Origin of the sequence: Acinetobacter sp. YH01018 (assembly GCF_013420295.1) — a bacterium.
Lineage (GTDB): Bacteria > Pseudomonadota > Gammaproteobacteria > Pseudomonadales > Moraxellaceae > Acinetobacter.
Genome location: NZ_VOYL01000001.1, coordinates 130,090 through 153,737, shown reverse-complemented (window position 1 = coordinate 153,737; position 23,648 = coordinate 130,090). Strand labels below are relative to the sequence as shown.

General features: G+C 39.7%; 20 protein-coding genes and 1 pseudogene. 9 read left to right on the top strand and 12 right to left on the bottom strand.

The window, feature by feature from the left end; translation table 11 throughout:
- Positions 1-321 precede the first annotated feature (321 nt).
- The 3 genes and pseudogenes from FTT83_RS00690 (at position 322) to FTT83_RS00680 (ending at position 4,793) form a co-directional block, all read left to right on the top strand.
- Positions 322-2,484, top strand: coding sequence for a malate synthase G (locus FTT83_RS00690; RefSeq protein ID WP_180176132.1), 2,163 nt, complete (start codon positions 322-324; stop codon positions 2,482-2,484).
- 139 nt (positions 2,485-2,623) lie between these two features.
- Positions 2,624-4,080 (top strand): annotated as a pseudogene (locus FTT83_RS00685) (aldehyde dehydrogenase family protein).
- Positions 4,081-4,133: 53 nt separating this feature from the next.
- A complete protein-coding gene (locus tag FTT83_RS00680; RefSeq protein ID WP_180174687.1) occupies positions 4,134-4,793 on the top strand; it encodes an SOS response-associated peptidase family protein in 660 nt (219 codons plus the stop codon).
- A 10-nt stretch (positions 4,794-4,803) separates the two neighbouring features.
- On the opposite strand, the gene FTT83_RS00675 is transcribed toward FTT83_RS00680, so the two are convergent.
- From FTT83_RS00675 to FTT83_RS00665, 3 genes are all read right to left on the bottom strand, one after another.
- On the bottom strand, positions 4,804-5,268 hold the full coding sequence (locus tag FTT83_RS00675) for a MarR family winged helix-turn-helix transcriptional regulator (protein ID WP_180044574.1): 465 nt from the start codon (positions 5,266-5,268) through the stop codon (positions 4,804-4,806).
- A gap of 153 nt (positions 5,269-5,421) precedes the next feature.
- Complete coding sequence (locus FTT83_RS00670) at positions 5,422-5,886, bottom strand: MarR family winged helix-turn-helix transcriptional regulator (protein WP_166168911.1); 465 nt, start codon at positions 5,884-5,886, stop codon at positions 5,422-5,424.
- 145 nt (positions 5,887-6,031) lie between these two features.
- Complete coding sequence (locus tag FTT83_RS00665) at positions 6,032-6,499, bottom strand: MarR family winged helix-turn-helix transcriptional regulator (protein WP_180042955.1); 468 nt, start codon at positions 6,497-6,499, stop codon at positions 6,032-6,034.
- 917 nt (positions 6,500-7,416) lie between these two features.
- Between FTT83_RS00665 and FTT83_RS00660 the strand changes: the two genes are divergently transcribed.
- Both FTT83_RS00660 and FTT83_RS00655 read left to right on the top strand, forming a co-directional pair.
- The gene (locus FTT83_RS00660) at positions 7,417-8,943 is read left to right on the top strand and encodes a TerC family protein (protein ID WP_180176131.1); all 1,527 of its coding nucleotides are present in this window, start codon (positions 7,417-7,419) and stop codon (positions 8,941-8,943) included.
- A 285-nt stretch (positions 8,944-9,228) separates the two neighbouring features.
- Entirely contained in the window at positions 9,229-9,960 is a 732-nt protein-coding gene (locus FTT83_RS00655) for a hypothetical protein (RefSeq protein WP_180176130.1), read from the top strand.
- Between the two features lie 111 nt (positions 9,961-10,071).
- Here the strand turns inward: FTT83_RS00655 and thiM are convergent, their stop codons facing one another.
- The 3 genes from thiM to FTT83_RS00640 form a co-directional block, all read right to left on the bottom strand.
- Complete coding sequence (gene thiM, locus FTT83_RS00650) at positions 10,072-10,893, bottom strand: hydroxyethylthiazole kinase (protein WP_180176129.1); 822 nt, start codon at positions 10,891-10,893, stop codon at positions 10,072-10,074.
- Between the two features lie 75 nt (positions 10,894-10,968).
- Positions 10,969-12,132, bottom strand: coding sequence for a hypothetical protein (locus FTT83_RS00645; protein ID WP_180176128.1), 1,164 nt, complete (start codon positions 12,130-12,132; stop codon positions 10,969-10,971).
- A 255-nt stretch (positions 12,133-12,387) separates the two neighbouring features.
- On the bottom strand, positions 12,388-12,651 hold the full coding sequence (locus FTT83_RS00640; protein ID WP_086195451.1) for a hypothetical protein: 264 nt from the start codon (positions 12,649-12,651) through the stop codon (positions 12,388-12,390).
- Between the two features lie 434 nt (positions 12,652-13,085).
- On the opposite strand from FTT83_RS00640, the gene pepN reads away from it, so the two are divergent.
- Positions 13,086-15,692 carry an aminopeptidase N gene (gene pepN, locus FTT83_RS00635; RefSeq protein WP_180176127.1) on the top strand — a complete coding sequence of 869 codons (2,607 nt, stop codon included), beginning with the start codon at positions 13,086-13,088 and terminating at the stop codon, positions 15,690-15,692.
- A gap of 296 nt (positions 15,693-15,988) precedes the next feature.
- Entirely contained in the window at positions 15,989-16,204 is a 216-nt protein-coding gene (locus tag FTT83_RS00630; protein WP_180042960.1) for a hypothetical protein, read from the top strand.
- A 163-nt stretch (positions 16,205-16,367) separates the two neighbouring features.
- Here the strand turns inward: FTT83_RS00630 and FTT83_RS00625 are convergent, their stop codons facing one another.
- Complete coding sequence (locus tag FTT83_RS00625) at positions 16,368-16,811, bottom strand: universal stress protein (protein ID WP_131274561.1); 444 nt, start codon at positions 16,809-16,811, stop codon at positions 16,368-16,370.
- A gap of 131 nt (positions 16,812-16,942) precedes the next feature.
- Positions 16,943-17,386 carry a universal stress protein gene (locus tag FTT83_RS00620; RefSeq protein WP_166168925.1) on the bottom strand — a complete coding sequence of 148 codons (444 nt, stop codon included), beginning with the start codon at positions 17,384-17,386 and terminating at the stop codon, positions 16,943-16,945.
- Positions 17,387-17,653: 267 nt separating this feature from the next.
- Here FTT83_RS00620 and FTT83_RS00615 point away from each other — a divergent pair, with 267 nt between their 5' ends.
- Positions 17,654-18,655 carry an alpha/beta hydrolase gene (locus FTT83_RS00615; protein WP_373456095.1) on the top strand — a complete coding sequence of 334 codons (1,002 nt, stop codon included), beginning with the start codon at positions 17,654-17,656 and terminating at the stop codon, positions 18,653-18,655.
- 349 nt (positions 18,656-19,004) lie between these two features.
- Here the strand turns inward: FTT83_RS00615 and FTT83_RS00610 are convergent, their stop codons facing one another.
- The 4 genes from FTT83_RS00610 to FTT83_RS00595 form a co-directional block, all read right to left on the bottom strand.
- Complete coding sequence (locus tag FTT83_RS00610) at positions 19,005-20,186, bottom strand: benzoate/H(+) symporter BenE family transporter (RefSeq protein WP_180176126.1); 1,182 nt, start codon at positions 20,184-20,186, stop codon at positions 19,005-19,007.
- A 136-nt stretch (positions 20,187-20,322) separates the two neighbouring features.
- A complete protein-coding gene (leuE, locus tag FTT83_RS00605) occupies positions 20,323-20,973 on the bottom strand; it encodes a leucine efflux protein LeuE (protein WP_180042962.1) in 651 nt (216 codons plus the stop codon).
- Between the two features lie 80 nt (positions 20,974-21,053).
- Positions 21,054-22,043 carry a transaldolase gene (gene tal / locus FTT83_RS00600; RefSeq protein ID WP_180080290.1) on the bottom strand — a complete coding sequence of 330 codons (990 nt, stop codon included), beginning with the start codon at positions 22,041-22,043 and terminating at the stop codon, positions 21,054-21,056.
- A gap of 88 nt (positions 22,044-22,131) precedes the next feature.
- A complete protein-coding gene (locus FTT83_RS00595) occupies positions 22,132-23,022 on the bottom strand; it encodes a LysR family transcriptional regulator (RefSeq protein WP_180080287.1) in 891 nt (296 codons plus the stop codon).
- A gap of 84 nt (positions 23,023-23,106) precedes the next feature.
- Here FTT83_RS00595 and aceI point away from each other — a divergent pair, with 84 nt between their 5' ends.
- Complete coding sequence (gene aceI, locus FTT83_RS00590) at positions 23,107-23,541, top strand: chlorhexidine efflux PACE transporter AceI (RefSeq protein WP_180080284.1); 435 nt, start codon at positions 23,107-23,109, stop codon at positions 23,539-23,541.
- Positions 23,542-23,648 lie beyond the last annotated feature (107 nt).

Genomic DNA, 23,648 nt, shown 5'->3' with positions numbered 1-23,648 from the left:
GTTTGAGTGTTTTATCGACATTTTGTTCTATTCGTGGCTTAATCTTTGCTCGACAGTGATAGAAATAGCGTTTTTGGTTGGTTTTAAAACAAAATTCTGCACTTAAGTCTAATTTCGACATTTTAAAAACTTTATAGACTATAAAAAGGTATTCAGGCAGATAATAATGTTGCATTTGTGATCTTTATTTTATTGAGTGATGTGTACATTCATTTATTAAGAAATGATCATTATTTAGGAATGTGATAATACTATTCAGCTAGGTATAAATCGGTATACTAGAATCTCTTGTTATAAAAAGTAGCAATATCAGGAAAGACAATGACTGCACGTATTCAAAAAGGCAAGTTAGCGATTGCTAAAGAACTTTACGATTTCATCGAAAATGAAGCATTACCAGGTTCTGGTTTGGACAGTGAAACATACTGGAAAAACTTTGAACAAGTCGTTGTCGATCTTAGTCCAAAGAACAAAGCACTATTGGCTAAGCGTGATGACCTTCAAGCTAAAATTGATGAATGGCACCGCAACAACAAATTTGAACTCGAAGCTTACAAAGCTTTCCTTACTGAAATTGGCTACTTATTACCAGAAGTAGAAGATTTCCAAATCAGCACAGAAAATGTAGATGAAGAAATCGCATTATTGGCTGGTGCGCAATTGGTAGTACCTGTGCGTAATGCACGTTACTGCTTGAATGCGGCAAACGCACGTTGGGGTTCTCTATACGATGCGCTTTACGGTTTTGACGTAATCTCTGAAGAAGATGGCGCGGAAAAAGGTAAGGGCTATAACCCGGTTCGTGGCGCAAAAGTTATCGAATTTGCTAAAAACTTCTTAAACGAAACCTTCCCTCTGGTAAATGGTTCACATGCAGATGCAACCAAATATGCGGTTGAAGGCAAAAAATTAGTTGTGACGCTAAAAGATGGTTCAACAACGAGTTTAGCAAAAGAAGGGCAATTTGTAGGTTTCAATGGTGATGAAGCTGCACCAACTGAAATCGTACTTTTAAACAATGGCTTACACGTTATTGTTGAAATTGATGCAACCAGCCCGATTGGTCAAACTGACGCTGCTGGCGTAAAAGATCTTGTACTTGAAGCTGCTGTAACCACCATTCAAGACTTGGAAGACTCTATCGCAGCTGTAGATGCTGAAGAGAAAGTTGAAGGCTACCGTAACTGGTTGGGCTTGATGCGCGGTACACTTTCTGAATCAATCGAGAAAAACGGTAAAACCGTGACTCGTACATTGAACCAGGACCGTACTCATAAAAACCTGATTGGTGGTGAAACGACGCTTCATGGCCGTTCATTGATGTTGCTTCGTAACGTGGGTCACTTGATGACAAACCCTGCGATCTTGGTAGATGGTCAAGAAATCTACGAAGGTATCATGGATGCGTTAATCACGCCGTTATTGACTTTTGCTGACATTAAAGGCGAAAACACGATCAAGAACTCGCGTAAAGGTTCTATGTATATCGTGAAGCCAAAAATGCATGGTCCAGAAGAAGTTGCATTTGCAGTTGAGTTATTTGAACGTGCTGAACAGGCACTTGGTTTACCTGCGAAAACTTTAAAAATCGGCATCATGGATGAAGAACGTCGTACATCTGTGAACCTGAAAAACTCTATCGCTCAGGCGAAAGACCGTACCATCTTCATTAACACCGGTTTCATGGACCGTACAGGCGATGAAATCCATACGTTTATGGAAGCAGGTCCATTTGTTCGTAAAGGTGAAGTGAAGTCACAAATCTGGTTCCCGGCTTATGAAAACCGTAACGTGATGATCGGTCTTCAAGCAGGTTTACGTGGTAAGGCGCAAATTGGTAAGGGCATGTGGCCAAAACCAGATATGCTTGCAGATATGTACAAAACCAAGATTGAGCATCCAGAAGCTGGCGCAAGCTGTGCATGGGTTCCGTCTCCATCTGGCGCTGTGATTCACGCGATCCATTACCATCAATGCAACGTGTCTGAGCGTCAAAAAGAATTGTTGAATACTCAGCCGTTATCATTAGATGACTTGTTAACTCCACCTTTAGCAACAGATACTAACTGGACTGCTGAAGAGAAAACTAAAGAGCTTGAAAATAACCTTCAAGGTATTTTGGGTTATGTAGTTCGTTGGGTTGATCTGGGTGTAGGTTGTTCTAAAGTGCCAGACATCAACGATGTTGGCTTGATGGAAGACCGTGCGACATTACGTATTTCTTCTCAACACGTTGCAAACTGGTTGCGTCACGGTATTGTAAGCAAAGAGCAAGTGGAAGAAGTGATGCAACGTATGGCTAAAGTGGTTGATGAGCAAAACGCAAATGATCCAGCTTACACACCAATGGCACCAGGTTTTGATGGCTGTGCTTACAAAGCTGCATATGACTTAGTCTTTAAAGGTGCTGAACAACCTTCTGGTTATACTGAACCGCTACTTCATGCATACCGTTTGAAATTAAAAGGTTACACAGGTGATTAATCCTGCGTAATCAAGCTACATAAAAAAGCCTCTTCGGAGGCTTTTTTATTGTCTAAAAGTAACAAAAATTCTTTTATTCTGGCACTTTAATACATTCAGTTATACATTAATCTTCAAAGCAAAATAACTAAAGGATTTGATGATGCAAGCTTATCAATTTAATGATGAACAATTTATAGCAGGACATTGGCTAAAAGGAACGTCAACCCATACGCTTCATAATCTCAATCCTTATACTCAAGAACTTATTTTAAAATTGCAGGCTGCCAGCCTTGTCGATGTGGATAGTGCTTATTCGGCTGCAGAGCGTAGTTTTGCTACCTGGTCGCAAACGCTTCCATCCAAGCGTAAAAACATTATCCTCCGAGTTTTGGATGTGGTCAAAATAGACGCGAAGAAATCATTGACTGGCTCATTCAGGAGTCTGACAGCACACGTTTTAAAGCCAATATTGAAGTAGATGCTGTATTGGGTATTATCAATGAGGCCATCACATTTCCTGAAAGAATGGAAATCCAGAAATTGCAATCTATAGACCCTACTCGCAAAAGCCATGTAGTACGAAAAGCGCTCGGCGTGATTGCAGTAATTAGTCCTTGGAACTTTCCATTTCATCTTAGTATGCGTTCTGTAGTCACAGCCCTAGCGATTGGAAATTGTGTGGTGTTAAAGCCTGCAAGTGATACACCTATTACAGGAGGAATGCTACTTGCCAAAATTTTTGAAGAAGCGGGTCTCCCTGAGGGGGTATTCAGTGTGGTTGCCGGTTTAGGTGGTGAAATAGGGGATTACTTTGTTGAGCACGATACCCCTAAAATGATTTCATTTACAGGTTCAACCTTAGTTGGAAAACGTGTTGGGCAATTGGCAGTTGGTGGTAGCCATCTGAAGCGAATAGCACTGGAACTGGGCGGTAATGCGCCTTTAGTGGTGCTGGATGATGCTGATCTGGATCTGGCAGTGGAACTCGCTGTGGTGGGACGTTTTTTGCATCAGGGACAAATTTGCATGAGTACCAATCGGGTGATTGTCGATGCTAAAGTTTATGATACTTTTGTTGAAAAACTGGTCATTCGCACTAAAAACATTGTCTACGGTGACCCTGAGCAAGAGGATACTCTCATTGGCCCGATTATTAATGGGGCACAAGTTGAAAAAATAAAACACATTATTGCTCAGGCACTGCAAGAGGGGACTAAACTTATCGTGAGAGGTGATATTCAAGATAATATGGTGCCACCGCATATTTTTATTGATGTCAATCCTGAATCCAGTTTAGCCAAAGAAGAAAGTTTTGGGCCAGTCTTACCGATCATTAAGGCTCAAGATGAAGCCGATGCTTTGCGTTTGGCTAATAACACAGCCTATGGGCTATCCAGCGCAGTATGTACCACCGATCTCGAGCGCGGAACTCGTTTTGCAATGCAGATTGATGCAGGTATGACACATATCAATTCCATAACCGTGGCAGATCAGCCGAATGCACCCTTTGGCGGAGAGCGAAATTCAGGCTTGGGACGGTTTAATGGACAGTGGATATTGGATGAGTTCAGCCGTACACATTGGTTAACGCTTCCGAATAGTCATGTGAAGTAGAAATGATGTGATTAAAGTTATAATGCAATAAGTTTTAATTTAAGTCTTATTGTATGTGCGCTAATTTTAAACCGCTTACTTTAAAGCAGCTTCGTGAGTTGAATCTTCCGGATATTCCTTTTGAATATCCGGATGAGGTCTATCCAAATTATGAGTTGCCCTTGCTGTTCAAATCAGCGCAAGGTTTGGAGTGGCGTAAGGTTGGTTTTGGGATGGTACCTAAATGGGCTGAAGATAAAACTATTGCCCTAAAAACCTATAATGCTCGAAATGAAACTTTGCTACAAAAACCGACATTTATAAATGCTGCTTCAAAATGCAAATTTGGCGTGATGCCGGTGAGTGAGTTTTATGAGTCAAAATATATTGAGAATAAGCCTCAACGTTGGGGGGTACGCCGAAAGGACGGCCATGCTTTTTATATTGCAGCGCTCTATGAAATTTGCCGAATTGGAGATGAAATTATTCGTTCAGCAACCATGCTTACGATGGATGCTATAAATCACCCTATGATGAAAGATTTTCATGAACCCGGAAATGTAAAACGCTCAGTGATTATTATTCCTCACGAGCGTTTAGAGGAATGGTTAAGTTTGAACTCACCAGATATTCATTCTTTCGTAGAAGGGTTTCCGGAGGTAGATTTTGAATGTTCACATGTTCCAAAGGCAAAAATCGAAAAAATTAGTCCCCAACTTAATTTTTTCGATTAAGCTTAGATGATTACGATAAATTTTTAAAAATATGTTGCAGGCTTTCCATCATTTTTTCAATTTGTAATGGAGTTAGGCCTTGGTAAGATTGTTTGAGAACTATATTGCTCAGATCTTTAATTTTCAGGGTCATTCGTTGTCCTTTCTCGGTTAAGACAACTCGGGTAATCCGGGCATCATCTTCACATGAATAGGTTTCAACTAGTCCTTCATCTTTTAAACGATAGACGATTTTGGTGGTGGTCGACATTTTGGAAATGACCATTTCGGAGAGGTCTGAGACGCTGGCATGAGGTTTGGATTTTAGTGACAGTAAAATACGGCGACGTGAATTGTCCAGACCATATTTTTTCAGTGCATGATCTAGTTTTTTTACACTTTGTGCATGAACTTGAGTAATCCAGTAGTAGGGGAAATCTCCTAAATCAAAATTTTCACCAGATAGAAGTAAAAATCTACTATATTTCTTGGGCATTGTTTATTTTCTCCCCATTAATTTTTTATTTATAATTTATTGCTTCAACATTTTTTAGAAAATGTAAAAAATGCATGAATTGTATATTATCTGTAAAGTCCAAAAGAAAAATTCAGTATTAAACCGAAATTTTAAATTTACAGCTCTATTACATTATCGTGATAAATTTTTAAAAATATGTTGCAGGCTTTCCATCATTTTTTCAATTTGTAAAGGGGTTAAACCATCGAATGATTGTTCCAAAACCACATTGGTCAGGTCATTAATTTTCTGAGCCATTTGTTGTCCTTTCTCGGTTAGGATAACTCGGGTAATCCGGGCGTCATCTTCACATGAATAGGTTTCAACCAGTCCTTCATCTTTTAAACGATAGACAATTTTGGTGGTGGTTGACATTTTAGACACCACCATTTCGGATAGATCTGACACGCTGGCACGAGGTTTGGATTTTAAAGCGAGCAAGATACGGCGACGTGAATTGTCCAGACCATATTTTTTCAGTGCATGATCAACATTTTGTACGTATTGAGCATGCACTTGACTAACCCAGTAATATGGAAAATTTTCCAGCTCAAAATTATCTGTAGATGGTAAAAACTTACTGTATTTTTTTGTCATCTATACTCTTCCCAATAATAATTGTTGTAATTGTATTTTATTATTGTAACTTATTTTTAATAAATTTAAAGTGAAAACGATATCTTTTAAAATATTGTAAAGTAAAACTTAAAAATCATTTGTTTACTTTCGAATTTAACCCGACTTAATGGGCTAAATTTTTAAAAATATATTTTAAACTTTCCATCATTTTTTCAATTTGTAGGGGAGTCAGACCTTCAAAAGATTGTTCCAAAACCACATTGGTCAGGTCATTAATCTTATGTGTCATTTGTTGTCCTTTCTCGGTTAGGACAACTCGGGTAATCCGGGCATCATCTTCACATGAATAGGTTTCAACCAGTCCTTCATCTTTTAAGCGATAGACGATTTTGGTGGTGGTCGACATTTTGGAAATGACCATTTCGGAGAGGTCTGAGACGCTGGCATGAGGTTTGGATTTTAGTGACAGTAAAATACGGCGACGTGAATTGTCCAGTCCGTATTTTTTCAAAGCGTGATCTACATTTTGTATATATTGGGCATGCACTTGAGTGACCCAATAATAAGGAAAATTTTCCAGAGAGAAATCTTCTGCAATAGAAGGTAAAAATTTACTGTACTTTTTAGTCATGGAGAAAAGCCTCCCTAAGATTGTTGTATTTAATTTGTTGAAAAGCGTCTTATTTAAATCCAATTTTGCCTAACAACGCACATTATTTTTATTGTTATTAATATATCTCAAGTTTTTTATATTGCAATAAGGAAACTTATATTTATAAATTTCCTTACAAAAAGAATTAAAATTGAGCATAAGGGTTAGAAAAGAGAGGGCATAGCTGTCTTGGTCTTGATGAAATCCGACAATATTTTGAACGAAATTCAATACGTGTACGAGGATTTCAGGATTTTGATATGTTCTGAAGATAACGTTGTTCTGGGGATGTTGTATTGTAAAGTGGCAGGCTGTGGCAGGCTGTGGCAGGCTTAAGCATTTCAAACTTTTGGGCAGTATGCCTGAACATGATCTTATTTATGAGGTATTGCACATCATCCTGTAAATTTTAATAATAGAATTAGAAGCTTGCCTATCTTAAGTTTAGCTATCATTTATTCAATTCAATAATCTTGATCATCCTTGATTCGAATGAAAAAGGTTGGGAAACTGGTCTTGTTAATAAAATATTTTCGACATTGGGATTGTACATACAATAAGTCAATCCCGTGTCGTGTATACAAGTAAATCCTCTAAATAAGTCTTTAAATAAATAATTGTTTAATAATATTTTTTGAATAATTTATTCATTGAAGGATCAATCTTAATTTTCTTAATCTAAAAATCGGATAAGGTCGAAATAAAAGCGTCAAAAGTAAGCTAAATTGCATGGCAGGCTAAGATGAAACTGCTCAAAATACAAAAATTTGATTACAAATTTAATAGATTGTGCATAATAAATTTATCTATTGTTGAAAAGGTCACTTATATGGATCCGTCGCCGTGCCGGTTTAAATTTTTTTTAACCAAATTCTTGAAAACGGAGATATAAACTAATGGAGTTTTTATTAGATCCGGGAATTTGGGTTGGTTTGCTTACCCTTATTGTTTTAGAAATTGTTTTAGGTATTGATAACCTAGTATTTATTGCCATTTTGGCCGAAAAACTTCCTCCAGAACAACGTGATAAAGCACGTGTAGTAGGTCTTTCCCTAGCTTTATTCATGCGCTTGGGCTTATTGTTTGCTATCTCTTGGTTAGTCACTTTGACCAAACCGCTTATTACCGTCTTTGATTGGACATTCTCAGGGCGAGATCTTATTCTTTTATTCGGTGGTTTATTCCTGGTCTATAAAGCTGTGACTGAACTGCATGAAAAAATTGAGGGCAAGCCTGAAGTTAAAGTTACCACCAATATTGTTTATGCAAGTTTTACCGCAGTTGTTGCACAAATTGTAGTGCTAGACGCGGTATTCTCTCTAGATTCGGTGATTACCGCAATTGGCATGGTCGACAACATCTATGTGATGATGGTGGCCATGATTGTTGCCATGGCTGTGATGTTGCTGGCTTCTAAATCGTTAACTGCTTTTGTAAACCGACATCCGACTGTCGTGATTCTGTGCTTAAGTTTCTTGTTGCTGATTGGTGTTAGCCTGATTGCAGAAGGTTTTGGTTTTCATATTCCGAAAGGTTATATCTATTCAGGTATTGGTGTTGCCATTGCAATTGAAGCATTTAACCAGTTTGGTCAACGTAATATAGCCAAACATGAATCTAAAATTCCATTACGTCACCGTACTGCAGATTCCATCTTGAAAATGATGGGCGGCAAAATGGAAACGGTCACTGACAGTGCCCAACACTTCGAAGCTCAAGAAGCATTTGCCGATGAAGAGCGTTATATGATCGGTGGAGTATTAACCCTGGCAGAAAGGTCAGTTGCTTCGATCATGACCCCTCGAAGCCAGATTTCATGGGTGAATCTGGATGACACTGCTGAACAGATTCGTGAACAGGTACTTGCTGTACCGCATAGCCTGTTTCCGGTTTGTCGTGGTAGCCTGGATAAAGTATTGAGTGTGGTTCGTGCCAAAGAACTCCTTGATGTCATTGAAGAGCCAGAACAGCTCAAGGCTTTAATCAAACGCCATCGTCCGATTTATATTTTTGAAAAAATGAAAGTGATTGATGCCATTAATACTTTGCGTAGTTCGAAAGGTTCATTGGTATTAGTCAGTGACGAGTTTGGAAATGTACAAGGTTTGATTTCTCCTCTGGATGTATTTGAGGCGATTGCAGGTGAGTTTCCGGATGCTGATGAGCAGCTCGATCTGGTGAAAATAGATGATCATACCTGGAAAGCCTCTGGCATGCTTGATGTGTATCAGCTTGAACTGGAGCTGGGCATGCTGGATTTAGTTGAAGAAGAGGCGGGTTATATCAGTCTTGCGGGGCTGATTTTAGAGAAAACTCATGGCAAAGTCAGTCTTGGGGCGCAACTGGAATATCACGGTATTCACTTTGAAGTGACTGAACTGGAAGATAACCGGATTAAGTTTGTACTCATTACCTATCCTTAGAGAGTGTGATCGAGTAGAGTTGAGTAAAGAGGGTAATTCAAGATTTAAACTCGAGATTTATATCTTTTAATCACTCTTTTTTCCCTATTGAAAAAGCCTAATGGACTCGATCTATTGGGCTTTTTTATTATGCTTTGTAGTATTTTTATATACATAGATTGTCGTCGTAATATTGTAGCCAGGTAAAAAACTGAGGAACTGTAGTTTAAATCACTATTTCTAGTGATATTTAAGTCAGCTGAAATCGGGAATAATTGATAGTTATCAAAAAATTGGATCAATTTGATGCGTATTACAGAAACGATAGTCGATTTTGCAAAACTTGCATCTGAAGAAAAGCATCGTTTTTTTAAACTGATCTGTGAATTTGATCAACAAATTTTTCCCGATTCTTGCGAAGAAGAAATTTATAATTTTGTCTATGATCAGGATGCTGTTTCAGTTCTAGTGGTTCATTATTATCATAAAAATACACGGGTCGGACAAAATATTATTCCTGTGCTTAAGCTTTCTCTAGAGGGGCATCCTATCTTTGTGGTGAGCTACCGGGCCAGTATTTTACCTGCTTATCGTAAAGGTAACAGGACACTTAAAACCGCAATCCGGGTTGCAATTAATCACCGGATTAAACATCCCGGTATTCCATTATGGTTTGTACCTACCATTATACAACCCAAAATTTATACTTATTTTGCGTCTCGTTCACAAAATTTCTTTCCACGTAGAGACAAAGAAATTCCACAGGAATATTTAAAAATTCTACAGATGATTCAGCAGCGTAAATCGGAAGTGCATAAACGTCGTGAAGATATTTTTGTCTATCCTTATGTGATGCCCCACACGACACCTGAACACATTCAACGTCTAAGAAATAAGGCAACGCCACATATCAATTTTTTTATGCAGCATGTACCTGACTATTTTGATGGCATGGGTTTGCTTTGTATCTGCAAATTGGATTTGCCAACGATTTTGGAAACGGTATTTAATTTATTTACAGGTCGAAAAATCTATTAAATTTCCGTCGTCATTCACTTTTTTATACCGATACTGGCATGGATATAAGCCCAGACCCGGTCATTACAATCTGAACCAGGTCAACCTTAGTAACAGGAATGTAGACTAAACTTAAAGGCTAAGAATTTTAAGATCCGCATATTGTTGGATTAAATCCGGATTTAAACTTTGAATTTGATCCATAAAGGCCACATTAAACCGTCCGACCGTTTGAGCTTGATCGAAGGCCAGTTTTCCTGAAATGGCAAAATGGGTATGGGCTGCAATCGTCGCAATCGTTGGTGATGTAACAGCGCAATAAGCTGCGATTAATGCACCCAGTGCACAACCTGTCGCAGTGACTTTGGGCTGTAAATAAGAACCGCCATTGACCTGAATTACGACATCTAGCTCTTTAGTCAAAATAAAATCGGATTCACCAGAAATGGCAATACAGTCAGCATGGGCTAACAGTACTTTAGCCTGATGATAGACATCGGCACTATCCAAAGTGCTATCCACGCCTTTGGATTCTACCTGGTTGCCTGCAAGCGTACTGATTTCTGAAGCATTACCGCGAATGACCGTGGGATGATATTGCAGTAATTTATCTACCATATCCGAACGCCATTTTAGAATAGGACCATAACCTACTGGGTCGAGCACCCATGGGGTATGGGTACGCTGCGCCGTTTGTGCAGAAATTTGCATGGCCTGCATCTGCTCATTGGTTGGTGTACCCAGATTAATACTGAGTGCAGCGGCAATCGTGGTAAAACTTTCGGCTTCGAACGGATTGTCAATCATAGCCGGAGAGGCACCTGCGGCCAGCAATACATTGGCTGCATAATTTGCTGCAACACTGTTAGTAATACATTGCACCAAAGGCTGCCGGTTTTGCAGTTGTGTCCATGCTTCAACAATCTGCTCGACCAATGTTGACATTTGATTCATGGGATTATTCCTTGAATTGTACAGGGTAGAGTCGGAGAAACTGGACATATCAATCACCATCTAGTGGGTGAAATTTTATTGGGTAAAATAGTGGTCTTGATGCTTACAGGTTCGACAGCAGAGTGTCACATAATTTTCAGCATCATAATCGACAGTAAGTTCATTAGAACCACAATACATACAGCGTTTTTGTGAATAAAAACTTAATCGCGGTTCAATTTTTTTCCATAATTTCCAGATGGGCTGGAAAAAAATACTCTCATCATAGCCCAGAAAGCGGAACAACAGGATTTCGCTCATCTTGCTAAAAGGAATGTTGTGTGGACGGGGCAGGGTGGAGGTTTCCCATTTTTCAGTCACGGAACGTTCACGATATTGCTGTAAGGTTTTCTTTAACAAGTTGGTATTAATAAAATTTTCATTGCGTGCTTGTAGGGCTTTTTGCTGATGCAAATATTCTAAAGCAGTTTGTACTAAATAGTAGATTTGACCTACTGCCAGAGAATCCATCAGGCGATAGCAGAAGGTCTGAAAGCTGTTGTTCCCTGCAATTTGAATGCCCCAAGTCCGACAATAAAACTGGGCAAACTGAATAATTTCCTGATACAGCACCAGATAAAGCGTATTTTTGACTTCATCGGCATTTTTAAAAGGCACACCCAAGGTTAAATTTTCATAGAACCAGTTTCTCAGTTGCTGGGTAATACTGAACAGACTCGGTTCCGAATAACCGTCCAAACGGACATTGACGTAATAATGATGGGCTTCGGATGCAAAATCCTTGGCAATCAGGATCTGTTCTTTTACCAGTTGCTTGATCAAATAATTCTGGAACAGATAATTTGGTGTAAGGGAATGATATTTAATGTTTTCCCAGTCTATATATTCATGATGCGTAGTATGTTCCTGAACCTGATTATCCAGAATACTGAGTAAAAACAATTTATTTAAAAAACTGATTTGATCCAGCCGGTATTCAACAGCATCTTTGTCTTTGGACTTCAGCTTACGCTGTTCTTGCAGCCGTGTTTCAGCCAGCATTTTTTTACGCTTGGACAGACATGTTTCACAGTGGCAGTTGCCACGTCCATCTTGAAACAGGCGATGATGACAGTGGCTGCATTCATGAAAATTCATTGCTTGATCGTACTGTTCAGCCTCTATCCAGAACATGGATGCCTGACATAAAGGACATGATGTACTTTCATCGAGCTGTTTTTGCAGAATTTGAAGAAGCATGGAATGGGTCGATCACAAGTCGGGTTAATCATTGCAGAGATTATACACCTGTCTTTTGCCAGGACGTGATGGAATAGTACTGAATGGAAAATAATTCGCTAAGCACAAGCTGGCCAGAAAGTAGGATACTGAAAAAATAGCCTAAGTTTTACAATACATTGAAATATGTGGAGGTGAAGACCTGATCTTTCATCTCCACAATAAAGGATAGAGGGCATCAGAAGGATGGGATTGAATCAGAAGGTAAGTTTTCGGTTAATAAGAGGCAGGACAAGGCAGAGACTCATCCTCCTCGCCTAGCTGCTTTGCATTAATCAAGGCCTGAACTTTTTTAGATGGAACTTTTCTGCTTCCTAGAGCATCGTAATTATTTAAAATTGCGTAAATATCCGCCGATTGCATCGGAATACCTTCACAGCTCAAAAACATGGCAATCACTTTGTGATCAATTCCGGCAGCATCAAGTGTTTGCATGGTTTTGATATTTTCAACGCGAACAATATGGTCTTTTAAATACATAATACACCTCTTCTCGTTTTGTTTTAATTTTATAGTGCGCTTTACACAGATGAATACAAGCAAAAATCGTGCTCAAAATGTAGTCATCTTGAAAATTAGTGTCAATTTGGGTTAAGTCTTTTTATTTAATCTGAAAAAAATAAATTTATACAAACATATATGAAAAAGGCGCTATCCGAGCCGCAGGAGTATAGGGTGGAAAGTGAAGACATATTCTCGGCATGATGTGTAGCATGTGCTTCTTTTATGCACCTTAAGTCATCAATAGTGACATTAATTGTACCAATGTGCATAACTTGAATTGAAAACTGACAGCAATATGCCCATATATGACTTAAATCAATGGCACAGACAGATTGCGAAAGTTGTCGTATGATCGAAGCGTTTCACAACAACAAAGTCTTGGCTTAAGAACGACAGAATTAGGACATTATATGAATATCGCGGCAAACCCGGTGGTTGAAGCAGACCAAACAGTTTATTTAAAAGACTATCAAAAACCTTCTTTTTGGGTGGATTCAATCAACTTAGATATTCGAGTCTATACAGATCATACCCAGGTCAATGCAAACCTGGTAATGAAGCGTCAGACTGCCGGGGATTTGGTGCTGCTGGGCCGTGATCTGGAATTAAAATCCATTACTTTAAACGGCAAGTTGCTGACTGAGGCAGATTACACGCTTGATTCAGAACAATTGGTGATTGCCAATGCACCAGATCAGGTCATTCTGGAAACTGAAGTGGTCATTCATCCGGAAAGCAATACCCAGCTTGAAGGTTTGTATCAGGCCAGTGGTGATTTATTCGTAACGCAAAACGAGCCTGAAGGTTTCCGTAAAATTACCTTCTATCCAGACCGTCCGGATGTCCTGTCTGTATTTACTACCCGTGTCGAAGCCGATAAAAAATTTCCGGTACTGTTAGCCAATGGTAACCTGATGGAAGCTGGTGAGGCTGGTGAAGGTCGTCATTATACTATCTGGCAAGATCCGACCAAAAAACCAAGCTATCTGTTTGCCTGTGTGATTGGTGATTTGGCGGTACTGAAAGATTCTTATGTGACCTCTGAAGGCCGTAATGTATCGCTGGAAATTTATGCCGAAGAAAAAGATATTCCAAAATGTCACATTGCCATGGAAGCATTGAAACATTCGATGCAATGGGATGAGGAACATTATGGTCGTCCCTATGACCTAGACAATTACATGATTGTGGCAACCAGTGCCTTTAACATGGGTGCCATGGAAAATAAAGGTCTGAATATTTTCAATACGTCTTGTGTGCTTGCCGATGAAGAATACACCACTGATGCTGCCATCATGCGGGTACAGTCGGTCATTGCCCATGAATACTTCCATAATTGGACCGGAAACCGGATTACCTGCCGTGACTGGTTCCAGTTGTGCCTGAAAGAAGGCTTGACGGTATTCCGTGATCAGTCTTTCTCAGAAGATTTACAGTCCGCAGCGGTACAACGTATTGATGATGTAGCTGTACTTAAAGCCCACCAGTTCCCTGAAGATTCTGGTCCATTATCGCATCCGCCACGTCCAGATCATTTTGTCGAAATTAATAACTTCTATACGGCGACGGTGTACGAAAAAGGTGCGGAAATTAACCGTATGATGTCGACCTTACTGGGTAAGGAAAAATTCCGCCAAGGGACTGACGAATACTTCCACCGTCATGACGGTCAGGCAGTAACCGTTGAGGACTGGGTGGCTGCGCTTACTGCTGGTTCAGGCGTGGATTTATCGGCATTCCTGATCTGGTATAACCAACCGGGTACGCCAAAACTGCAAGCCACAGGCGAGTATGATGCTGCAACTCAAACCTATCGCTTAAGCTTTAAACAAAGTTTAAAAACGAATGCAAAATATCCTAACCTCAAAGCGGTTCCGATTCCTGTGGCTTTGGCATTGTTTAATGCCGAAACAGGTGAGCAATATACCTTGCAATCTGAAGCACTGTTTGAAAATGGCGTAAAAGATGGCATGTATTTATTTGATCAAAATGAGGCAAGCATTGAATTTAGTGGCGTAACGGCAAAACCTGTGGTGTCATTGCTGCGTAATTTTTCTGCACCGGTCAATCTTGAATTCAACTATTCAGATGAAGAACTGGCCTTCTTGATGCAATATGAAACCAATGGTTTTAACCAGTGGCAGGCCACTCAAACCCTGCTGGAACGTATTTTTCTGGAAGAGCATGATGCTGATATTTATATTCAAGCTATGAAACATACTTTGCCTGAAGTCATTAAAAAAGATCCACTTTTGGCCTCACGTCTGTTTGATGTACCGACCGAAGGCTATTTGGGTAGCCGTATCGATACCGATTATCAACCTGCTAAAATTCAGGAACAGCGTAATGCTTTAATGGACACGTTAGCACGTGAATTGGGCGCATTCTGTAAACAGACTTATCTGGACTTAGATCCGGATAATCAGGGCGAATTCTCTCAGGCGATGGGTGTACGTGCCCTCAGAAACATCATGCTTGCTATGATTGCACGTCAGGGTGATGCCTCTGCCTTTGATTTAGCGTATGAACAGTATCATACAGGCAATATGTCTGAACGTTTGGGTGCACTTAAAGTCTTGGTTTGGAATGATGCGCCACAAGCCAAAGAAGCTTTAGCAGACTTCTATAGCCGCTTTGAAGATGAAGCCTTGTCGTTAGATCAATGGTTTCTGGTTCAGGCAGCGCATCCAAAAGCAAATGCAGAAACCATCAAATACTTAACTTCACATCCAGACTATGATTTGGGGAACCCCAACCGTATTCGTTCGGTAAGTGGCGGTTTAAATGCAAATCCAGTCAATACCTGGAGTTTTGGTGTGCAACACTTTATTGATCTGGCTAAATATCTGGACGAGAAAAACCCGATTGTCGGTTCACGCTTATTACAAGTGCTTTCTCGCTGGTACACCTTGGCAGAGCCACAACGTACAGAAGTGAAAAATGCACTGGAAGCCTTAAAGCCACAAGTGAAATCTAAAAACGTATCGGAAACTTTGAATAGTATGTTGAGTATCTAACTGAGCATCCATTAATCATGAAAAGCCTTTTCTTGGTGCAAACTGAGAAAAGGCTTTTTTGTTGATATTTCAAGTATTGTACGGGCTGAAAATGCTGCTTATGTTTAGATTAACTTAGTTGAATACTGGAATAGTAAGACATAATTCATATTGCATAATTACTTTAAAAGTGTCGAATAAATCACTGTTATGGCTTAAAATAGCCATGTCAAAGCTCATCTTAAGGTGAGCTTTTATCATTTACAGACTGTGATTGCATTAGCCTGTCATTTTACTAAATAGACTGGAGATTGGTTTTGTTAGTTAAAATTGAAGATGGTTTCTACCTAAATTCTCAGCATATCATTGCAATTCGGGTTTCAAAAAATGCGACTGACGGAAATTTTGCTGTGTTGATTGAATATACACCGAATAATATTCAGGCGATGGGAAGCTATCAAAAAAACTTTGCCAGCAAACTTGAAGCAGAAATTTACCTGCAAAATTTACATCAGCATATTTCCAAAACATAAACTGTGTTGAGGTTACTTCAATGCTGATTAAAAACAGTTTCTTTGGCAAATACGCCCCATTCAGTTTACCAGCTTGAGATCAAGTGCATGGCTGGCGGCAGAAGCAAATGATAGACATACTTATGTAATAAAAAGTCCCTGTGCTGCAGGGACTTTTTATTGCTTAGACTTTCATAATCAGTACTGGAATAGGAGACTGAGTCAAGACTTCTTGGGCCACACTTCCCAACACTAATTTCTTAAATCCGGTACGACCATGTGAGCCCATAATAATCAGATCGGCACCCACTTCATCGGCAACCTGCATAATACCTTCAGCAGGTGATACACCCCGAACGATTTTGGTATCGACTGCAATGCCATCACGAATGAAAGATTGCTTGATTTCTGCCAGGTTCAACTGTGCATTTTTTTCAGCTTCGATAAAGTAATCGGTAATTGCCGGTGCGACTTTATAAAAATCAACTCCAACAAAAGGATCAACCGCAATCACACTGGTAATGGTGACCTGGCAATTTAAAGGTTTGGCCAAAGCCAGAGCCTGTTCAACAGCGGCATAAGAAATAGGAGATTCATCTACTGGAACCAAAATATGTTTATAAGTCATGAAATTACCTTATGAATATTGCTGAATGGATAAGTGTGATGGAGATTTATAATCAGTTATGATGATCATTTTACCAATTGCCGAAATTGATAAAATGAGCCTTTCATCTATGGAGAGGCTCATTAAAAAACTTATTCTTTGACCACTAAAACAGGAAGCTTGGTGGTTTTTAGAACATCCTGAGCAAAGCTGCCCAGAAGGAATTTTTGAAAACCTTTACGACCGTGAGAACCCATCACAATCAGGTCAGTTTTCAATTTTTCCGCAGTTTCCAGAATACCTTCTTCTGAAATATTGCCCTTAATGATTTGAGGTGTTGCAATGACACCATTTTCAGCGGCAATTGCTTTGGCTTTTTCTAGGGCTTTTTCGGCATTGGCATAAGCCTGCACAAAATATTCTTTCATGATTGGAGATGGATAATAAAAATCTGCTTGAGAAAATGGGTCTTCAGTAACCAGGCTGATCAAGGTTAACTGACTGGAAAATGCTTTAGCAATTTGAGCTGCATTTTTAACTGCAGAGAAAGAAATTTCTGAGCCATCAACTGGGACTAAAATATTTTGATAAGACATAAGCATGATTCCTTAGCATTTATTATGTAGCTATTGTTTATACATAGCACATTGTATTGAATTGATCAATTTACTCTGTAAAAAATGTTTTAAAATTCATTAAATTATATACAAATTATAAATATAACTGTATTCACTGTGACATTCAAAAACCGAGTTTAAAAATCAACATTTGGGCCTGTATTTCTAAATGTTTAAACAGTCATTAAAATGCTGCAAAATATGATGATTTTTCTCAATTTTGTGGAAAAGTTGATAGGGCAAATTGTGTATTCGAAATCTTTTAGTCTAAGTGTATGCCTCATTGCTGCACTATCCAGTAGTGCTTGCCAGAATATACAAAGCAATAGCAAGGTCATTGCCAGTGTATTTAATGCCTCGACCAATGTTCAAAAAAAGTTTATTGATCGGCATGCTCCTGAAGTTTTAGCTCAAACCAATATTGCATATCTGCAAAATCCGGCGCTGCATCTGGATCTTTACCAACCCCGTGATATTGCAGAGTTGGGAAACCGGCCGACGGTGGTCTGGATTCATGGCGGTGGCTGGATTTCCGGTTCTAAACAACATGCTCGAGGCTACTTTAAACGTCTTGCTGATCAAGGCTATAACGTGGTTTCAGTCGAATACCAATTTGCTCCGCAAACGATTTATCCTGAGCAGCTGCTGCAAATTAATCAGGCCCTAAAATTCATTAGCGAGCATGCCGAGACTTACCATATTAATGCCCAGCACCTGTATCTGGCGGGTGACTCGGCAGGTGCAAATTTAGTCAGTCATTATGCAGCTTTACTCAGTAATCCTGATTTTGCCCGAAAGTCTGCGATTTCACCGTTAATCCAGCGTGAGCAAATTAAAGGGTTGATCCTGCATTGTGGTATTTATAATATGAATGCCTTTATCAAAACGGCTCCAGATGAATTAAAACTGATTGAATGGGGAGTGTTTAATCTGGTTCAGGCCTATACCGGCAATAAAAAAGATGATACAGATTTCTTAAAAAGCATTTCTCCCATTCAATATTTAACTGCGAATTATCCGCCTGTTTTCATTAGTGGCGGCAATAAAGACTTTTTGACCAGGACTCAGTCTGTCCCTTTTGTAAGTGCTTTGCTTAATCAGAAGATACCGGTAACCGAAGTTTTTTATCCTGAGTCTAAAGAGTTTTTGGTCCATGAATATCAGTTTATGATGAGTAAAAGGGCCAGTCAGCAGACATTTAAGCAAACCATCCAGTTTATTCAAAAATATAGTGATTCAGCTTTGTAGCTTCGTTTTAGACAGGTCATATCTAAAAATGGGACAGCCCTTAAATTATTTAAAATAGTACTTTAATGTAAATTGAGCAAAAGATGATTAGAATTCTGTTTTGTTAGCTTATCCCTTACTGGGTTTAGCTATTATTTTAGAAGAAACAGAACTCACTTTTTGCTCAAAATGGAAGATTCTGGCAAACAGGGATCGAGTTTGCTGGTGATTGTGTGTTCTAAATTCATCGGGCGGGGTTAGCAGGAAGATTAAGAAATTATCATCCTGCATGTCAAGCACACAATTATAAACCTGATTCTGGCTTACCCTGTGCAGGAATATCCATAGCCTGATTAATAAACCGCAAAAATTATTTGCAGGATTGCACTACTTTAAACCTGAATATAATGGATACGACAATACCAAAAATTAAACCCCAGAAGGCTGAACCAATCCCAAAAAACTGAATGCCGGAAGCGCTGAATAAAAAGGTCAATAATGCGGCTTCTCGTTCGCGGACATCCTGAAAGGCGATAGCTATGTTGTGGCTAATGGTGCCCAGTAAGGCAATGCCGGCCAGAGCAACAATAAAAATGGCTGGGAAAGACATCAGCAAACTGGTCAGTGTCGCCGCGAAAACCCCCATCAAGATATAGAAAAATCCACAGCTTATGCCGGCAATATAGCGTTTCTCTGGGTCAGGATGAACCTGATCATCCAGACTGACGGCTGCACTAATGGCTGCAATATTGACCGTGTAACAGCCAAATGGAGCCAGCAGGGTCTGGGTAACTCCGGTCCAGCCAATCAGCTGATTGACATGGGGCTGATAGCCATAGCTTTTGATCATGGCAATACCGGGTAAATATTGTGATGCCATGTTAATGACGAATAATGGCAAGGCCAAACCCAAAAGGGCGGACCAGCTAAATTCAGGACTAATCCATACCGGTTGCGCCAAACTCCATTGTAAAACTGGAGGATGAAACTGCATAAACATTGGACAGAGCACAAGTCCGGCAATCACGGTAATGACGATGCTGTAACGTGGAGACAGACGTTTAGACAGAACATACGCTGCTAACAATGAAATGATAAAGCCCCAGTCATTTTGCATGCTGGCAAACAGGGCAATGCCGAATTTGAGTAACACACCTGCCAACATGGCACTAGTTAAGCTTTGTGGAATATAAGATAAAATTTTCTGAAAAATACCCGAAAAACCTAAAATGGCACTGAGTAAACCACAGACCAGAAATGCACCGATGGCTTCGTGCAAGCTATAACCATTGCCAGTGGCTAAAATCAGGGCCAGTCCAGCAGTTGACCATGACGTGGCAACTGGATATTTAAATTTCCAGGACAAAATTAAACCAGACAGTCCAATCCCTAAACCTAATGCCCAAAACCAGGAGCTAATTTGCTCTGGCGTAGCCCCTAATATTTGTGCAGCTTGAATGACCAAAACTGCCGAAACACTGATACCAATCAGAAAGGTAATGAAACCTGCAAATACCGCAGGAACGGAAAAGTCTTGGAGAAATTTGTGCATACATCCTTTGCGTGCTGGATTTGTTAAAATTTGAAAAGTGTAATAATCATACGCCTGTGGTTAATAAGCGGAAAGAAATTATTGCCTCAATTTATAGGCTTTTTACAGGTTTAATTTGCTTCTTTAGACCGTAGAACTACAGGGTTGAGGTCGCGAGTTTAATCCCGAAACCACAAAATAACAGTCCCACAGCTGCTACACATGAGGCCGTTACTTTATAACGCGAAGTAAAATAAGATGCCAGTTTTGCACCGGAAAAAATCAGGATGGTTAAATAACTCATGCTAATGATCTGCAAGATGACTGCAAGTGCAGTAAAGGTAATGGCCGGATAAGGATAGGCCGGATCGACAAACTGCACAAAAAAGGACAAATAAAATAAAATGGCTTTGGGGTTTAAAATACTGATGGTTAATGCTGTTTTAAAGGGTTGCAGCTGTTCAATATTTTTTTCTACTGTTGCTATTTGTGTTGTGGAGTGCAGGACATTCCAGGTGTGATAGGCAGCAATCAGCAATTTTATGCCCAAATAACTTAAGTAAATTGCACCGATAATCTTTAGTAAGGTAAATACCCAAGGGAAAGCATGCAGTAATGAGGCTGCACCCAATGCTGTCAGTAGAATTAAAATCAGGTCACCGGTATAGACACCAAAAGCACTTTTATAGCCGGCTTTAATACCGAAACGTGAAGCGATGGACATCACATACAGTGAATTTGGACCGGGTAGTAATACGATTAGGGTAGTGCCAATAATATAGGTGCTAAGATCGGTTATGCCGAACAAAATATACTCTCAAATCATCAAAAAAGCCGACCTGTTCACTATAACAAAATCGGCTTTTTTTAGGGAAAGATAGGAATAAATTAAGCTTTAATTTCAGCATCCAAGCCGAAAGATTGGCGCAGTAAGGTATTTAACTGTTCACGCGCTTTAATAAATCCGTCAATGCCGCTTTGTAACAGTTGAGAAGACATTAAATCTTTTTCAATCTGAGCTTTAAAGCTTTCTTGGGTTAAAGGCTCAACCTGATGCTGGCAATGGGCCTGAGTATGATCGTTGCTAAGCTGGGCCACCACTTCACGCTGGTCCTGTTTCAGTTCTGCCAGAAGGTTAGGAGAAACGGTAAGCAGATCACAGCCAGCCAATCCAAGTACCTGATCTATACTGCGGAAACTTGCGCCCATTACTTCTGTTTTGATGCAATGCTGCTTGTAGAAATGATAAATCTGTTTGACTGAAAGTACACCCGGGTCTTTATCAATTGGATAATGATCGACATTTTCCGCTTTTTTATACCAGTCCAGAATACGGCCGACAAAAGGTGAAATCAGGGTGACATTGGCGTCCGCACAGGCTTGAGCCTGATGCAAGCCGAATAACAGGGTCAAGTTACAATGAATGCCTTCAGCTTCTAATGCTTTGGCTGCCTGAATGCCTTCCCAGGTGGAAGCGATTTTAATCAGGATACGGTTCTGATCGATCCCATAGGTTTTATATAATTCCAGAAGTTCTTTGGCTTTGGCAATGGTGGCTTCAGTATCGTAAGAAAGTGCTGCATCGACTTCGGTAGAAACACGTCCTTGAATCAGTTTTAGAATTTCCACACCAAACTTGACTGTCAGGATATCGATGGTACGTTCAACCAGAAGATCGCCACTATACCCTTCAGATTTCGCCTGTTCAAAGGCAGCTTCAATCAGTTCTTTATTTTCAGGCTGATTCGCTGCAGCTGTAATCAGTGAAGGATTTGTTGTTGCATCAAGAGGGCGAAATTTTTCGATTGCGGAAAAATCGCTACTGTCGGCAACAATGGTAGTAAGGTTTTTTAATTGATTTAAGGCTGATTGAGTCATTGTCGTCTGGTTCTTAAAGTTATTTCCCGTTTATTTGTTATATCACAATCTCCTGTTATCCAAAGTAAAAAGCGCGTATAAGACCTGTCTATTTTATGTTTTTTCTTGAATTTCGGATGTGATTAATCAAAAAATGAGCAGCAGCACCCAGCTGGCTTTCACGACTCCAGACCAGATCAACAAAATATTCAAATTTTGGAGTGAAATCCAAAAAGTTAAGAATCTTAAGTTGTTGTTGAATATGCGGATTCTGGTTTAGCATTTCTAAAGGTAAAACTCCCCATCCCAGACCCTGCTGGATCATGGCACAGGCAGATAAATGGTTATCTGTACGCCAGTATTTTTTTGAAAATAACAATTCCGGCTTGATGCTGCGATCGCGACTTGCCACTACAATTTGCCGGCTTTGCAAAATTTGCTCATAGCTCACCTGTTCAAATGTGGCCAAGGGGGAGTCAATAGCCGTAACCGGCACCAAAGCCTCACGCTTGAGTTCGACAAACTGTTCGCGCGTTTCCAGCTGTTCGCGTTCAAACATGAGTGCTAACTGCGCAGTCTGGTTGAGCAGCATCTTTAAGGCATCTTCCTGCGGAGCTGAAAAAATATTGATTTGCAGTTCTGGAAACTGTTTTTCCAGCAATGAAATATAGTCAATCCATTTTGTGTGCAACAGTTCAGAGACCACCACAATATTTAAAGCAGATTCCAGACCTTGACTCAGGGCAAAAGCTTGCTGTTTCCATTGATTGATTTCAATTAAGAGCTGTTCGGTTTTTTCATATAAGGTTAGCGCTTGTGGGGTCGGTACAGGCTCACGGCCAGCACGGGTGAAGAGGGATAAATTAAGATCAACTTCCAGATTGGCAATCGACATACTAACTGCCGAAGGTACTTTGCCGAGCTGTCTGGCAGCCGCAGAGAATGAGCCGCTTTCAATCACGGTTTTAAATATGATCAGTTGTTCTTGATTAATATTCATCTATCAAAACTTTTGAAAGAATCTAATTCGATTAATCAATATTATCAAAATAAAATGTCTGCATCCAAATGAAAGAGTTTTAAAATGTTGATGTCAAAAAGAAGGATAATCCATGCGCTAAGCTATGAAACGATCCTACTGGTGATCATTGCAATTGCATTAAGCTTTATTTTTGAAATGCCTATGGAGGTGACCGGTAGCTTAGGTGTTGCAATGGCCGTGACTTCCGTGATTTGGAATATGACTTTCAATCATTTTTTTGAAAACTTTGAAGCCAAACGTCAACTGAAAAGAACAGTCGGTGTACGTGTTTTACATGCTATTGGTTTTGAAGGTGGTTTGATGCTGGCGACCATTCCAATGGTGGCTTATGCTTTGGAGATGTCAATTTGGCAGGCAATTTTGACTGATCTCAGTATGACTTTGTGTATTCTGGTCTATACTTTTATTTTCCAGTGGTGTTATGACTATATTGAAGCTAAATTGAACATTAGTCATCATGTGAAATCTACAGCCTAATTTAAATCTGTGATCTAAAAAGCATGGCTGATGTATGGTTTTTGATAGACACTCATCTTATTTGTATTTTCGCATATTCAAGATATTAGTGAGCATATAAATAGCCA